The 15,051-nt window shown below is 58.5% G+C and carries 14 protein-coding genes; 9 read left to right on the top strand and 5 right to left on the bottom strand.

Annotated features, from left to right (window positions below):
- The first annotated feature begins 47 nt into the window (after positions 1 to 47).
- The 4 genes from secA to ACYZUD_RS30325 all read left to right on the top strand — a co-directional run bounded on the left by secA (position 48) and on the right by ACYZUD_RS30325 (position 5,863).
- Complete coding sequence (secA, locus tag ACYZUD_RS30310; protein ID WP_462021492.1) at positions 48 to 2,783, top strand: preprotein translocase subunit SecA; 2,736 nt, start codon at positions 48 to 50, stop codon at positions 2,781 to 2,783.
- A gap of 122 nt (positions 2,784 to 2,905) precedes the next feature.
- Complete coding sequence (gene argJ / locus ACYZUD_RS30315) at positions 2,906 to 4,123, top strand: bifunctional glutamate N-acetyltransferase/amino-acid acetyltransferase ArgJ (RefSeq protein WP_462021493.1); 1,218 nt, start codon at positions 2,906 to 2,908, stop codon at positions 4,121 to 4,123.
- A gap of 166 nt (positions 4,124 to 4,289) precedes the next feature.
- The gene (locus tag ACYZUD_RS30320) at positions 4,290 to 4,922 is read left to right on the top strand and encodes a glutathione S-transferase family protein (RefSeq protein ID WP_462021494.1); all 633 of its coding nucleotides are present in this window, start codon (positions 4,290 to 4,292) and stop codon (positions 4,920 to 4,922) included.
- Positions 4,919 to 5,863: a Nudix family hydrolase gene (locus tag ACYZUD_RS30325; protein ID WP_462021495.1), complete on the top strand. Its 945-nt coding sequence runs from the start codon at positions 4,919 to 4,921 to the stop codon at positions 5,861 to 5,863. Before ACYZUD_RS30320 ends, ACYZUD_RS30325 begins: the two co-directional genes overlap by 4 nt.
- Positions 5,864 to 5,983: 120 nt before the next feature.
- On the opposite strand, the gene ACYZUD_RS30330 is transcribed toward ACYZUD_RS30325, so the two are convergent.
- The 3 genes from ACYZUD_RS30330 to ACYZUD_RS30340 are packed head-to-tail and all read right to left on the bottom strand — an operon-like array spanning position 5,984 to position 9,567.
- Positions 5,984 to 6,565: a cob(I)yrinic acid a,c-diamide adenosyltransferase gene (locus ACYZUD_RS30330; RefSeq protein WP_462021496.1), complete on the bottom strand. Its 582-nt coding sequence runs from the start codon at positions 6,563 to 6,565 to the stop codon at positions 5,984 to 5,986.
- A gap of 2 nt (positions 6,566 to 6,567) precedes the next feature.
- Positions 6,568 to 8,604, bottom strand: coding sequence for a sensor histidine kinase (locus tag ACYZUD_RS30335; protein WP_462021497.1), 2,037 nt, complete (start codon positions 8,602 to 8,604; stop codon positions 6,568 to 6,570).
- A 45-nt stretch (positions 8,605 to 8,649) separates the two neighbouring features.
- Positions 8,650 to 9,567 carry a putative 2-dehydropantoate 2-reductase gene (locus ACYZUD_RS30340; protein WP_462021498.1) on the bottom strand — a complete coding sequence of 306 codons (918 nt, stop codon included), beginning with the start codon at positions 9,565 to 9,567 and terminating at the stop codon, positions 8,650 to 8,652.
- 133 nt (positions 9,568 to 9,700) lie between these two features.
- On the opposite strand from ACYZUD_RS30340, the gene ACYZUD_RS30345 reads away from it, so the two are divergent.
- Positions 9,701 to 10,186 carry a YajQ family cyclic di-GMP-binding protein gene (locus tag ACYZUD_RS30345; RefSeq protein ID WP_019823277.1) on the top strand — a complete coding sequence of 162 codons (486 nt, stop codon included), beginning with the start codon at positions 9,701 to 9,703 and terminating at the stop codon, positions 10,184 to 10,186.
- Positions 10,187 to 10,324: 138 nt separating this feature from the next.
- The gene (locus ACYZUD_RS30350) at positions 10,325 to 11,167 is read left to right on the top strand and encodes a mechanosensitive ion channel family protein (RefSeq protein WP_462021499.1); all 843 of its coding nucleotides are present in this window, start codon (positions 10,325 to 10,327) and stop codon (positions 11,165 to 11,167) included.
- A 126-nt stretch (positions 11,168 to 11,293) separates the two neighbouring features.
- On the opposite strand, the gene ACYZUD_RS30355 is transcribed toward ACYZUD_RS30350, so the two are convergent.
- Positions 11,294 to 12,622 (bottom strand): OprD family porin, encoded by a 1,329-nt coding sequence (locus tag ACYZUD_RS30355; protein WP_462021500.1) that lies wholly within the window; start codon positions 12,620 to 12,622, stop codon positions 11,294 to 11,296.
- Positions 12,623 to 13,187: 565 nt separating this feature from the next.
- Between ACYZUD_RS30355 and ACYZUD_RS30360 the strand changes: the two genes are divergently transcribed.
- The 3 genes from ACYZUD_RS30360 to ACYZUD_RS30370 are packed head-to-tail and all read left to right on the top strand — an operon-like array spanning position 13,188 to position 14,172.
- On the top strand, positions 13,188 to 13,508 hold the full coding sequence (locus ACYZUD_RS30360; RefSeq protein WP_462021501.1) for a hypothetical protein: 321 nt from the start codon (positions 13,188 to 13,190) through the stop codon (positions 13,506 to 13,508).
- Positions 13,509 to 13,536: 28 nt separating this feature from the next.
- Entirely contained in the window at positions 13,537 to 13,962 is a 426-nt protein-coding gene (locus ACYZUD_RS30365) for an HIT domain-containing protein (RefSeq protein ID WP_462021502.1), read from the top strand.
- 3 nt (positions 13,963 to 13,965) lie between these two features.
- A complete protein-coding gene (locus ACYZUD_RS30370; RefSeq protein WP_008147392.1) occupies positions 13,966 to 14,172 on the top strand; it encodes a SlyX family protein in 207 nt (68 codons plus the stop codon).
- A gap of 72 nt (positions 14,173 to 14,244) precedes the next feature.
- On the opposite strand, the gene ACYZUD_RS30375 is transcribed toward ACYZUD_RS30370, so the two are convergent.
- Positions 14,245 to 14,847 (bottom strand): cold-shock protein, encoded by a 603-nt coding sequence (locus tag ACYZUD_RS30375; protein WP_074879478.1) that lies wholly within the window; start codon positions 14,845 to 14,847, stop codon positions 14,245 to 14,247.
- Positions 14,848 to 15,051 lie beyond the last annotated feature (204 nt).

Below are 15,051 nucleotides of genomic sequence, written 5' to 3' on the forward strand. Positions count from 1 at the left end.
CTCACGGGGCCGCCCTCCATCCCTTTAGTGTGGAAGATCCTGCCGATATGTTTGCGCCTTTGTTAAAGAAACTTTTTGGAAGCAAGAACGAGCGTGAAGTCAAACGCATGCTCAAGACGGTGCAACTCGTCAATGCCTTCGAAGAGCAAATGGTGGCCCTTTCGGACGATCAATTGCGTGCCAAGACAGATGAGTTCAAGGCCCGCATCGCCAAAGGGGAAACCCTCGACAAACTGCTGCCAGAAGCCTTTGCGGTCGCCCGCGAAGCCGGTAAGCGTGTCATGGGCATGCGCCACTTCGACGTCCAGCTGATCGGCGGCATGACCTTGCATGAAGGCATGATCGCGGAAATGCGTACCGGTGAAGGCAAGACCCTGGTGGCAACACTGGGCGTTTACCTCAACGCGCTGTCCGGCAAGGGCGTGCATGTTGTGACGGTGAACGACTACCTGGCCCGCCGTGACGCCAACTGGATGCGTCCGCTCTACGAATTCCTCGGCATGACGGTCGGTGTGGTCACGCCATTCCAGCCGCCGGAAGAGAAGCGCGCCGCTTACGCTGCCGACATCACTTACGGCACCAACAACGAATTCGGTTTTGACTATCTGCGCGACAACATGGCGTTCAGCATGGAAGAAAAATTCCAGCGCGAACTCAATTTTGCCGTGATCGACGAAGTCGACTCCATCCTCATCGACGAAGCCCGTACCCCGTTGATCATTTCCGGTCAGGCCGAGGACAGCTCCAAGCTGTACATCGAGATCAACAAACTGATCCCGCAGCTTGAATTGCATGTCGAAGAAGTCGAAGGCGAAGTCACCAAGGCCGGCCACTACACCGTTGACGAGAAGACCCGTCAGGTCGAACTCAACGAAGCCGGTCACCAGTTCATCGAAGACATGCTCACCCGCGTCGGCCTGCTGGCGGAAGGCGAGAGCCTGTATTCGGCACATAACCTGGGCCTGCTGACCCACGTTTATGCTGGCCTGCGTGCGCATAAACTGTTCAATCGCAACGTTGAATACATCGTGCAGGACGGTCAGGTTGTACTGGTCGACGAACACACCGGCCGTACCATGCCGGGTCGCCGTTTGTCCGAAGGCCTGCACCAGGCCATCGAAGCCAAGGAAAACCTGAACATCCAGGCCGAAAGCCAGACCCTGGCGTCGACCACGTTCCAGAACTACTTCCGTCTGTACAACAAACTGTCCGGCATGACCGGTACCGCAGACACCGAAGCGTTCGAGTTCCATCAGATCTATGGCCTGCAGGTCATGGTGATTCCGCCGAACAAGCCGTTGGCGCGTAAAGACTACAACGACCTGGTGTTCCTGACCGCCGAAGAGAAATACGCGGCGATCATCAACGACATCAAGGAATGCATGACCCAGGGCCGTCCGGTGCTGGTGGGTACTGCCACCATCGAAACTTCCGAGCACATGTCTGCCCTGCTGCAGAAGGAAGGTATCGAACACAAGGTCCTGAACGCCAAGTTCCACGAAAAAGAAGCCGAGATCATTGCCCAGGCCGGTCGTCCGGGCGCACTGACCATCGCCACCAACATGGCCGGTCGTGGTACCGACATCCTGTTGGGCGGTAACTGGGAAGTGGAAGTCGCGTCCCTGGAAGATCCAACGCCGGAGCAGATTGCCCAGATCAAGGCCGACTGGCAGAAACGTCACCAGCAAGTGCTGGAGTCGGGTGGCTTGCAGGTGATCGCTTCCGAGCGTCACGAATCGCGCCGTATCGACAACCAGCTGCGTGGTCGTGCCGGTCGTCAGGGTGACGCCGGTTCCAGCCGTTTCTACCTGTCCCTGGAAGACAGCCTGATGCGCATCTTCGCCTCTGACCGGGTGAAGAACTTCATGAAAGCATTGGGCATGCAGTCCGGTGAAGCGATCGAGCACCGCATGGTGACCAACGCCATCGAGAAGGCCCAGCGCAAGGTTGAAGGTCGCAACTTCGACATTCGTAAGCAATTGCTTGAGTTCGACGACGTCAACAACGAACAGCGTAAAGTGATCTATCACATGCGTAACACGTTGCTGGCCGCCGACAATATCGGTGAAACCATCGCCGACTTCCGTCAGGACGTGCTCAACGCCACCGTCAGCGCTCACATCCCACCGCAATCGCTGCCTGAGCAGTGGGACGTGGCCGGTCTGGAAGCGGCGTTGCAGAGCGACTTCGGTGTTTCGCTGCCGATCCAGCAATGGCTCGACGAAGACGATCACCTGTACGAAGAAACCCTGCGCGAGAAGCTGATGCAGGAGCTGATTGCGGCGTACAACGAGAAAGAAGACCAGGCCGGCGCCGATGCGCTGCGCACCTTCGAGAAGCAAATCGTTCTGCGCGTGCTGGACGATTTGTGGAAAGACCACCTGTCGACCATGGACCACCTGCGTCACGGCATCCACTTGCGTGGCTACGCCCAGAAGAACCCGAAGCAAGAGTACAAGCGCGAGTCGTTCACGCTGTTCTCCGAGCTGCTGGATTCGATCAAGCGCGATTCGATCCGTGTGTTGTCCCACGTTCAGGTTCGCCGCGAAGATCCGATCGAAGAAGAGCAACGCCTGCGTCAGGAAGCCGAGGCACTGGCGGCGCGCATGCAGTTCCAGCACGACGAAGCGCCGGGTCTCGAGCAACCGGAACTGCTCGGTGAAGAGGTCGATGTAGCCCTGGCCACCGCACCGGTACGCAACGAACAGAAGCTGGGCCGTAACGAACTGTGCTACTGCGGTTCGGGCAAGAAATTCAAGCATTGCCACGGGCAGATCCAGTAAAGCCCGTTTCATACGCTGAAATACCCGCGCCGCGACCGGCACCAGCCGTCGCGGCGTTTTGCCATTTAAACCACCGTTCTTCCTGAAAACGGTGCTGACATCATTTATTAAGGAGCGCATTCATGGCTGTTGGTCTTGGTCCTTTGCCAACGTTGCACCCGGTTGCCGGTTTTGAACTCGGTATCGCCTCGGCCGGTATCAAGCGCCCGGGGCGCAAGGATGTCGTGGTCATGCGCTGTGCCGAAGGCTCCACGGTGGCGGGCGTGTTCACCCTGAACGCCTTTTGCGCCGCTCCGGTGATCCTGGCCAAGCAGCGTGTGCAAGGCCCGGTGCGTTACCTGCTGACCAACACCGGCAACGCCAACGCCGGCACCGGCGAACCTGGCCTGGCCGCCGCCGAACGTACCTGCGCCAAACTGGCTGAATTGACCGGCGTCGACGCCAGCCTAGTGCTGCCGTACTCCACCGGCGTGATCGGCGAGCCGCTGCCGGTCGAGAAAATCGAAGGCGCCTTGCAAGCTGCCCTCGACGACCTGTCGGTGAACAACTGGGAAGCTGCCGCCACCGGCATCATGACCACCGATACGCTGCCGAAGGGTGCCAGCCGCCAGTTCCAGCATGACGGCGTGACCATCACCGTCACCGGTATCAGCAAGGGCGCCGGCATGATTCGTCCGAACATGGCGACCATGCTCGGCTACATCGCCACTGACGCCAAAGTCTCCCGCGATGTGCTGCAAAACCTGCTGCTGGACGGCGCCAACAAGTCGTTCAACCGCATCACCATCGACGGCGATACCTCGACCAACGACTGCTGCATGCTGATCGCCACCGGTCAGGCTGCGCTGCCGGAAATCACCTCCGCCAGCGGTGAGCTGTTCTCCAAGCTGAAGCAAGCCGTGTTCGAAGTGTGCATGGACGTGGCCCAGGCCATCGTTCGCGACGGCGAAGGCGCGACCAAGTTCGTCACCGTAGAAGTCAACGGCGGCGGCAATCATCAGGAGTGCCTGGACGTCGGTTACACCGTGGCCCACTCGCCGCTGATCAAGACCGCACTGTTCGCCTCCGACCCGAACTGGGGCCGCATCCTGGCCGCTGTTGGCCGTGCCGGCGTTCCGAATCTGGACGTGAGCAAGATCGACGTGTTCCTCGGCGACGTGTGCATCGCCAGTCGTGGCGCCCGCGCATCGACCTACACCGAAGCCCAGGGCGCGGCGGTGATGCAGCAGGAAGAGATCACCATCCGTATCGAGCTGGGTCGCGGTGATTGCAGCGAAACCATCTGGACTACTGACCTGTCCCACGAATACGTGAAGATCAACGCCGAGTACCGTACTTAAAACAGAGTCGCTCCATTCGCGAGCAGGCTCGCTCCCACGGTGGATCTCCAGTGAACACAGATTTTGTGTACGGCAGAAAACAATGTGGGAGCGAGCTTGCTCGCGAAGACGACCGACCAGACATTAAAGATGCTGGTCTGTACCCTTCATCAAAAGGCGCCATACCATGAGCCTCCACCTGATCATCGGCGACAAACTGCATTCATCCTGGTCCCTGCGCGGCGCGCTGGCCCTCGACCTGGCCGGTGCCCCTTACACCGAAGAACTCATCAAGCTGAACCAGCCGGACACCCGTGAGCGTCTGCTCAAGCATTCGCCAACCGGGAAAGTCCCGCTGCTGAAAACCGAACACGGCACCATCGCCGATTCCCTGGCGATTGCCGAGTACCTGGCCGAACAGTTCCCGGATGCCGGCCTCTGGCCTAAAGATGTCGCCGCCCGTGCCCAGGCGCGGTCGGCGTGTGCGCAGATGCACGCCGGGTTCTTCGCCATGCGCGGCAATATGCCGTTCGACCTGAGCCACAACGCTCCGCTGTCGCCGACACCGGCTGATGTCCAGGCGGACATCGAGCGCATGTTGGCGTTGTGGGCCGAGTGCCGCGCCGCTGCGACCGAAACCGGTCCATTCCTGTTTGGCGGCGCGACCCTGGCCGATGCCTACTTCGCCCCGATCGCAGTGCGCCTGCGCACTTATCAGGTGAAACTGTCCGCAGCGGACGAGGCCTACGTCAACACTATCTACCAATGGCCGGCCTTCAAGGCGTGGCAGAAGGCGGGGCTGGAGGAGGTCGGGCAGTGAAACGAGTACACGTAGCCGCCGCTGTTATCCGTGATGGCAGTGGCAAGATCCTCATCGCCCGTCGTGCTGACACTCAGCATCAGGGCGGTCTGTGGGAGTTTCCGGGGGGCAAGGTCGAGGACGATGAGTCCGTCGAAACGGCCCTGGCCCGCGAGCTTCACGAGGAGTTGGGCATCGTGGTCAACGCGGCGCGCCCGTTGATCAAGGTTCGGCACGATTACCCGGACAAGCAGGTGCTGCTGGATGTCTGGGAGGTCTCGGGTTTTACCGGCGACCCTCACGGTGCCGAAGGCCAGCCTTTGGAGTGGGTAGCGCCCCGTGACCTGCTGAACTATGAGTTCCCGGCGGCCAACCAGCCGATTGTTGCGGCCGCCCGGTTGCCCGCAGAGTACCTGATTACCCCCGAAGATCTGGAAACTCCGGCGCTGCTGCGCGGCATCCAGAAAGCCATCGCGAGTGGCATCAAGCTGATCCAGCTGCGTGCGCCCAACGGCTACGATCCGAAGTACCGCGATCTGGCGGTGGACGCCGCGGGGCTGTGTGCCGGCAAGGCGCAGTTGATGATCAAGGGGCCGTTCGAATGGCTCGGCGATTTTCCATCGGCCGGTTGGCACATCACCTCGCAGCAGTTGCGCAAATACGCGGCGGCGGGGCGACCGTTACCGGCGTCGCGCTGGTTGGCGGCGTCCTGCCATAGCGCTGAAGAACTGACGCTGGCCGAGCAGATGGACGTGGATTTTGTGACCCTGTCACCGGTGCAGCCGACCCTGACTCATCCGGGGGCTCAGCCGTTGGGCTGGGAACAGGCTTCGGTGTTGATCGAAGGTTTCAGCAAACCGGTGTTTTTGCTCGGTGGCGTTGGCCCGGCAGAGCGGCAGAAAGCTTGGGAGGCGGGGGCGCAGGGTGTGGCGGGGATTCGGGCGTTTTGGCCTGGCCCATGATTCTGCGGTGACCTTACTGGCGCCATCGTGAGCAGGCTCGCTCCCACATTGGACTCAAGCCGCACCAAAAATCCCCTGTGGGACCGAGCCTGCTCGCGATGAGGGCCTGTCAGGCGCCGACTAAACCTCAGGCTTCGCCGCCGGCTGCCACAAAATCTCGGAAATCCCCTGCCGCTTGGCAATCAACCGCGCCACCACAAACAGCAAATCCGACAACCGATTGATGTAGGCCAACCCGACCCCGGCCAACGGTTCAATCGCATTCAAATGCTGACACCGCCGTTCGGCACTACGCGCCAGGCTTCTGCACACATGGGCCTGGGCAATCAGCGCCGAACCGCCCGGCAGAATGAAATTCTCCAGCGGCCCCAGTTCTTCATTCCATACATCGATCGCCGTTTCCAGGCGTTCAATTTCAGCTGTATCCAGTGCCTGATACACCGGCATGGCCAGTTCGCCACCGAGATCGAACAATCGATGCTGGCAGGGCGCCAAAACCTCAATCACTTCGTTCAGTCCCGGATACGTAATACTTTCCGCCGCTAACCCGGCCAACAGCACGCCCACCTGACTGTTCAAGGTATCGACTTCGCCAATGGCCTCGATCCGCGGATGGTCCTTGGGTACGCGGCGGCCGTCGCCCAGCCCGGTTTCGCCTTTGTCGCCGGTGCGGGTGTAAATCTTCGACAAGCGAAAGCCCATGGTTACCTCGATAGCTGATTGAGTTCTTGAGAGACCTGCGGCGTGCCCGCCAAGGGCAGGCGCAAGGTGAAGCATGTGCCTTGGCCCTGGGTCGATTGCACTTCCATCTGACCCTTGTGGTTGTTGGTGATGATGAAATACGAGACCGACAGGCCAAGGCCGGTGCCCTGACCGATTTCCTTGGTGGTGAAGAACGGCTCGAACGTGCGTTTGCGCACGCTCTCGCTCATGCCGATGCCATTGTCCTCGACCTGGATTTCCGCCCACGGCGGATTCAGTTTGGTGCGCAGGATGATCCGCCCCGGCTCTCGGTCGTCTTCGCGCTGGTGAATCGCTTGAGCGGCGTTTTTCAGCAGGTTGAGCAGCACTTGCTCCAGTTCGTTGGCCGTGCCGGGAACCGGGCCCAACGCTGGATCGAACTGGCGAATGATCGCCTGGCCCTTGAAGTCGAAACCGATCGCCAGATCGAAGTCGTTGCCGGCGATCTCCACGGCTTGATCGATCAGTGCCGGCAGGTCGCATGGCGCCATTTGCCGGGTACTGCGGCGGCTGAAACTGAGCATATGGGTGACGATTTTCGCCGCCCGGGCGCCCGCCTGTTGAATGCCATCGAGCAGTTGCGGCACTTCGCGCACTTGCAGGTATTTATTGACCGTTTCCAGCTCGACGCCAATTTGCTCGGCCTGTTCGAGGTTCTTCGGTAGCTCAGGGGACAGGCGTCGGCGAATGTTTTGCACGTTATGCAGGATCGCGCCTAGCGGGTTGTTGATCTCATGCGCCATGCCGGCGGCAAGACCGCCGACCGAAAGCATTTTTTCCGACTGCACCATCATTTCTTCCAGGGACAGGCGCTGGGTGATGTCGTCGATCCGGATCACCACGCCACGCCCGGCGCCGCCCATCAGTGGGTAGAAGGTCAGGGCGTAGTGCTTGGGCTCGTCGTCCTTGAACCAGGTTACGCGCTCAATTTTCGCCACCGTGTGCTGTTCGACGGTTTGCTTGAGCTGCGGCAGAAACGGTTTGAGCGGTTCGAAGGCGAGGAAGATCGGTTGATTCAGGGCTTCGTCCAGGCGCGTACCGGACAGGGCGCTGGCCTCCTGATTCCACTGCGTGACGTAGAGCTGCTCGTCGAGGGCGATCAGCGCCGACGGCATGGAGTCGATGATGCTGTTGAGGTAGTTCTGGAAACCGGTGAGTTTCTTCTCGATCTTGCTGCGCACCTGGACTTCGAGTTCCAGTTTGCGGTTGGTATGGCGGGTTTCTTCGGCCAGGCCCTGAGCCTGGTCATAAGCGGCCTGGGAATCATCCCGGGCCCGCTTGAGTTGCTGCTCCCGCGCCTCGATGCGCGAGAGCATGGTGTTGAATGCCTCGGCGAGGCTGCCGATTTCGTCATGGTTGCCGCGGGAAGCACGCAGGGCGTAGTTCTCTTCACGGGTCACTTGCCGGGACAACTCTTCGAGCTGATGGATCGGCCGGGTAATCAGCCGTTTGATCTGCCGGGCGATCACCAGCCACAACAGCACACTGAAGATCAGGATCCCGAGGCTCGCGGTCAGGGTCCCGGTGTAGAACGCCATGGGCAGTTCGCTGCTGGCGACCAATAACAAGTGGCCGGGCGCGGTGCCGGGGCGGGGCAGGGTGATCACCTGATTGCTGCGAAACTCCGTGGCTTGCCAGGACTCGATGTGCCGGTAACGCTCCGGCAGCTTCAGCTTGTCGCCATGCTGCAACTGCGCCAGACGTTCACCCTTGCCGTCATAAAGGGCCGCCGCACGCAGTGGTGAGTAGCTGTTGAGCTCATTGAGCAGGCGTTCGGCGCTTTGTGGCGACTGCAACGCTTCTGACACCAGGCTCGGGTTCGACACCAGTCGGCCGATGGTCTGCAGGGCCTGGGGCGCCATGCTTTCCTGGGAAATGTAATACGCGGCACTGATAAAGGTCAGGTTGGCGACCAACAGAACGGTGGTCAACAGCACCAGCAGGGCGGCCAGCAGTTTCTGGCCAACGGGAAGGTTTTCAAGGCGCTGGCGCAATGGCATCAGGTTTATCGCTGAATAGGAACAAGTGGCCAGCGTAGCCGCTGCTCAGTCGCTGGGCAATCCAAGGCTGCGCAGATGGGCGATCAGCCGCTGCTGCATTTGATTGAGGTGCGGCAGGTTCAACTGATGCCGTGAAGCGACTTTGCACGCATGACCCAGCAGGTAGCTGATTTCGGTCCGGCGCCGGTGGCTGACATCCTGGTACATCGATGAGTAATTGGCGGCAGTCGCGTGGATAACCCGCTCGACTTCCTGTTGAAGATCCTCGGCAGCGGCGGGCTGTCCGCAGCGTTCAAGCAACTCGGTGAGTTCGCCGCAAAGGGTGGCGACTTCGCAATGATGGTCCTGCAAACCGCCATTGCGGCAATCGTGCAGCACCGTCAGCGGATTGATCGCACAGTTGAGCGCCAGTTTTCGCCACAGCCTGGTCAGAATGTCGGTGCTCCACTCGTGGGGAATGCCGGCGGCGCTCACGTCGTCCAGCCAGATGGGCGCCACCGGATGACCGGCATCCCCCAGCCAGGTGTAACCGTGTCCGGCAAACACCACGCGCCAGTCGCCATCGCGAAAGGCGCCTTCAGTGCTCGACGCGCAGATGCAGCGGGCCTGAGGAACCTGCGCGGCGACGGCGTCCTGACTGCCAAGACCGTTCTGCAGCAGGATCAGCTCGGCGCCGGCCGCCAGGCGCGGCGCCAGTTGGGCGACGGCCTTCTCGGCATCGTAGGCCTTGCAGGCCACCAGCAGACGGTTGATCGGCTCGCTGCTGTCGGGTGTTTGTCCAGGGATGGCATACGTTGTGGCTTCACCGTGCTCCACCAGCGTCAGGCCGCCTGCTGCCTGATAAGCCTGTAAGCGTGCTGCGTCCCGCAGGATCAGGCTGACCGGCGCGCCGGCACGGGCCAGACGTGTAGCCCATAAGGTACCGAGGCTGCCGGCGCCCAGAACATGCCAGGTGGTGGACATCAGCTTTTTGCTCTGATTAAGGCGCACATGGGAGGCTCGCAGTGAATGATGGGAAAGACCCGTTATAATCAGCGCGGATTTTAACCGCAAGCCAGGCGTGCTCCATCGGCGCGCCTTTTATTGGAGAAATTACATGCCGTCGTTCGACGTGGTATCCGAACTGGACAAACACGAAGTCACCAACGCGGTCGAAAACGCCGTCAAGGAACTCGATCGCCGTTATGACCTGAAAGGCAAAGGCACCTTCGAGTTCAAGGAAAAGGACCTGACCGTCAACCTGACCGCTGAAGCCGATTTCCAGCTCGAAGCGATGATTGAGATCCTCAAGCTGGCGCTGGTCAAGCGCAAAATCGACGTGCAGTGCCTTGAAGTCAAGGATGCCTATGCGTCGGGCAAGTTGATGAAGCAGGAAGCGGTCCTCAAGGAAGGTATCGACAAAGAGCTGGCGAAGAAAATCGTCGCTCACGTCAAGGACGCCAAGCTCAAGGTCCAGGCCGCCATTCAGGGTGAGCAGGTGCGCATTACCGGCAAGAAACGTGATGACTTGCAGGACGCCATTGCAGCCCTGCGTGCCAAGACTTTCGACATGCCGCTGCAGTTCAACAACTTCCGCGACTGACCTTTCAGGCGGGAACCTCTCGGCGTTTTCTGCGTCCGAGGCCTCAGTAACGGCAGAAACGATTGAACCCGCAAGGGTTTGGTCTTTTCTGCCGCTCATTTTTCGCGTGCCGGGTAGCCGGAAATCAGGAGAAAGTAGATGGATTTGAATACTGAAGTGGATAACCTGGTCAAGGCATCTCAAGCCTGGATTCCGATGATCATGGAATACGGCAGCCGCGTGTTGCTGGCGGTGATCACCCTGGCCATCGGCTGGTGGCTGATCAATAAAGTGACGCAAAAACTCGGCGGCCTGCTGGCGTTGCGTAACGCCGACCTTGCACTGCAAGGTTTCATCAGCAGCCTGGCGAATATCATTCTCAAGGTGCTGCTGATCGTCAGCGTGGCATCCATGATCGGGGTGGAAACCACTTCGTTTGTCGCAGCCATCGGTGCAGCGGGTCTGGCCATCGGTCTGGCCTTGCAGGGCAGTCTGGCGAATTTCGCGGGTGGCGTGCTGATTCTGTTGTTCCGCCCGTTTCGCATTGGTGACTGGATCGAAGCTCAAGGTGTCGCCGGTACCGTCGACAGCATCCAGATCTTCCACACGGTGCTGCGCACTGGCGATAACAAAACCATCATTGTCCCTAACGGCAACTTGTCGAACGGCATCATCACCAACACTAACCGTCAGCCGACCCGCAAGGTTGTGTTTGATGTGGGTGTGGATTACGAAGCGGACTTGCAGAAGGCCCGTGAAGTACTGCTGGACCTGGCAAATGATGAGCGCATATTGGCCGAACCGGCTCCGCAGGCAGTCATTTCTACCCTGGGGGACAGTTCGATTACTGTTTCTCTGCGTGTGTGGGTAAAGACTGCGGATTATTGGGATGTGATGTTCATGTTCAATGAACAATCCCGTGATCGATTGAAAACGGCCGGTATCGATATCCCGTTTCCACAGCGGGTGATTCGAGTGGTTCAGGAATCTGCAGTGCAGTGATGGGTCTTTCAACTAATGCCTGACTTTTCGATCAGGCATTTGCTGCAAGCGCAGTGCATCAGGTAATAAAAAAGGCCCATCCGAAGATGGGCCTTTTTTTGATTACCGCGAACTAGCTTTCGGTAATTACAGAACCGAAATCGGGTAGTCGACGATCAGGCGGAACTCTTTAACGTCGCCTTCACCTTCGTCAGCGTTAGCGAAGTGCCATGCTTGACGAATACGGAAGGAAAGGTCTTTTGCCGGGCCAGACTGAACAACATACTTGGCTTCGAAGTTGGTTTCGTTGTGCTTGCCATCTTCACCGTATATGCCAGCGTAAGCGCCATCTACTGGAGCCTTGGTGCCGTCGATGTCCCAGCCTTTCACGTAACGGGTCATGAAGCTCAGACCTGGAACGCCGTACTCGGCCATTTTCAGGTCGTAACGGACCTGGGCAGACTTCTCGTTAGGAGCGTTGAAGTCGGAGTACTGGATAGAGTTGGCGAGGAAGATCGAGTCGCCACCACGGTTGTTCTTGCCCACGCCGATGTAGTCGAACGGAGTGTCACCGTTAACCTTCTGGAAGGCGACGGTAATGGTGTGTGCTTTCAGGAACGAGAAAGCAGCTGCCAGGGAGAACGTGGTGTTGCTGATGTCGCCGGCTTTAGCATCACCGGTATCGGTGGTGCGGTAAACGTTACCGTCCAGGTTAAGCGACTGGTCGCCGCCCATTGGGATGGTGTAGTTCAGGTTACCGTAGTACTGGTTCCAGATGTCTTCCAGCTTGGCGCCGTACAGCGATGCGCTCAGGCTGTCGGTGATGCCGTACTTGCCACCGAAATAGTCGATGGTGTTGGCTTCTTCGCCAGCGTAGGTTGCAAACAGGCCGCCCTCACGGGAGTTTCTGTCCTGGCTGGTAGACGAGTAGAAGTGACCGGCTTCGAGATCAAGGTCTTTGATTTCGCTGCTCTGCAGTTGGAAACCGCTGGCAGTTTGAGGAAGGATACGGGAACCGCCAACAGCGAACACTGGAGCAGTGCTTGGCTGCATGTCACCGACTTTCAGCTCGGTTTTGGATACGCGGAACTTAACGGCTGCGCCGGCTTTGCCTTGGCTGTCGTTAACTTCGCCATCGGCGTCGCGGCTCATGTTGCCCGTGCCGCCAGTGCCGTCGCCACCGTCCAGTTTCACTGCCAGGTAACCGAACGCATCAATGCCGACGCCTACGGTACCTGCGGTGTAACCGGAGCTGAAGTTGCCCCAGATACCCTGTGTCCAGTCTTTCTGGTCGTTGCCGCCGTCTTTGTTGTCACGGTTGAAGTAATAGTTGCGAAGCAGCAAGTCGAATTTTGCGTCTTCAACAAAGCCTTTGGCTTCAGACTGGTCACTTACAAAAGGTGCGGCCGTAGCCAATTGAGTACTGGCTGCTGCTGCAACTGCCAGTGCGATCATGCTCCACTTCATCACGCGCATCGTGATTTGCTCCTTTGGTTTTAGAAGAGTACTGCCGTCCCACCTGTTTTATTATCTGGGCGGCTCTTTCTTTTTGTGTCGGCGCAAACTTATATCACGCCGACCATGTTGGCGATACTTGCGCATCTAACCTTTCAGCTTCTTTACGACCCTGTCGCAAATGGCTTGGTAGATGTCGCAAATTTACAGCCCCGACGCAAGCAGACTGACAACTTTAGCGTTGTTTTCCAAGGCTTGAGCATCGGTAAAAAGAGTCCCTGGTGAAACGTTTGAATCTCCATCGGGCTACCCTGCCACTGTTTTTATTTGCCTGAAGGCTTCCACTTCCAGCGGAGGCTTTGCAGGCGATGTGGGTGTGAATGCAACAAGCGTGCACAAATCAGAATTCTGCTGCTGTTTTTTTCTGAAGGCCTGCCTGTTGCTGTAAAAACCTCATAAAACCGGGGGGTTCAAGCACGTTTCATTCGGGCTTGACGCCATGGTTTGCATCGTGTTGCTCCCTCTTGGCTGACTGCGTGACAACCAAAAACGTTACCGGTTCACCCCGCCAGTGAGTAATTGGCGGATGCCCGACGCACTCAGCGTAGACGCACTGTGCGGTTTTGGTGCAAAAAATTTTATTCGCTGTACTGAATTCATACAGCGTGGCCATTTGGCGGATACGAGCACATCGTTGTTAATCAGTCATTTCGGCGTTTTTTGTGTGCTCTTCGGTTCTGTAATGGTGCGCTTTGACGAAAAATGTCTCATGTCGGGGCGTGAGTTCGATCGTTTGTGGATTCTCGGGCCCGCATTGACGTGGTTCGTCGTGAAGCAGGTGGCGATCGCAGGTATGCTGCCGTCCTGTCGCTTGGTGCGCCGTCTCTCTGGATGGGCGCTAAGCTGAAATTGATGACCCGGCGGGAGTGCGCACAGTGTTCGCTTTAGATCCACGACTTCAACAAGACACGCTACCGATCGGGGATTTCCCGCTCAGCCGGTTGCTGTTGTCCAACGATTCGAACTACCCCTGGTTCATTCTGGTGCCACGCCGCGAAGATATCAGTGAGATATTTCAGTTGGATGTCGCAGATCAACGGCAGCTGTGGCAGGAAACGACCGCGCTGGCGGAAATGCTCAAGGACTCGTTCGACGCGGACAAGCTGAATGTCGCGGCCCTGGGTAACGTCGTCAGCCAATTGCACATGCATGTGATTGTGCGCAAGCGTGAGGATGCTGCCTGGCCAGCCCCCGTTTGGGGTAAGCACCCGGCAAAACCGTACAGTGCAGAGCAGATCGCGACGATTCGCGAACGGCTGCGTCTGGTACTGACCGAAGATTTCACGTTTCTGGAGGGTTGAATCATGAGCCTGGAAGCACGCGTTACCGATCTGGAGAGCCAATTGGCGTTTCAGGATGACACCATCCAGGCATTGAGTGATGTGCTGGCGACGCAGCAGCGCGCAGTGGAACGCCTGCAACTGCAAATGGCGGCATTGCTCAAGCGGCAAGAGGAAATGGCCGGTCAGTTCGAAACGTTTGAAGAAGAAGCGCCACCGCCGCATTACTAGCTTTTGTTTCAAAAAAAAGGCAATAAAAAACCGCGAACAGCCTGGCTGTTCGCGGTTTTTTTTAGCCTTGAATCAGCGTCGCGGCAGAGCGGCGATCACATCTTCGGCTTGCAGACCCTTGTCACGATTCATGACAGAGAACTCCACGCGCTGGCCTTCGACCAGGACGCGGTGACCCTCGCCCCGAATGGCCCGGAAATGCACGAAAATATCATCGCCGGAATCACGGGAAATGAAGCCGAAGCCTTTGGAAGTGTTGAACCACTTGACGGTACCGGTATCGCGGTTGCTCATGTCATAGCTTGGCGAGGCGGCGGCCGGTGAAGATTTGTAGAAGCTGATGGCCAGGTGCAGAAGAACGGCGATCAGGGCAGCGACCAGGCTGAACAGAACGGCAGGTTGACCGGCGATGACGGGCATCGGCGCCAGCAGCGTCAGGGTTTGCAGTACGACAGCCAGAACCAGCAGGGCGCTGACCAGGTTCTGCAGTTGATGACGCGGGCCTTTGTTCCAGTAAGGGATGACAGGAGCGAGGGTAAGGTTGAGCAGGCCGAAAAAGGCCAGGTACAGCGCATCGGGTTGTTGCAGGTAAGGAACGGCTTCGGATCGCAGGCTAGGGATGAAGGACAGCAGCAGGGCCGCTGCGCCCATTAGCAGGTGGACGATTTTCAACATTTTGATTAACTCACGTTAAGACGGATCACAAGGAAGAGCTGATGGCGCACGGTTCGCTTCAGAACAATAAGAGGCGTTGGGCACGTACCCGGTATCAGCCTATGCGCAGCACCCGGAAAAATAGGTGCCAGCGACACACTGTCTATTTAACAGCAAAGCCTGCGGCTACTCAAATCAGGCAGTCCAGCGGTGCAATGGGGGCGA

Source organism: Pseudomonas sp. XS1P51 (assembly GCF_054897845.1).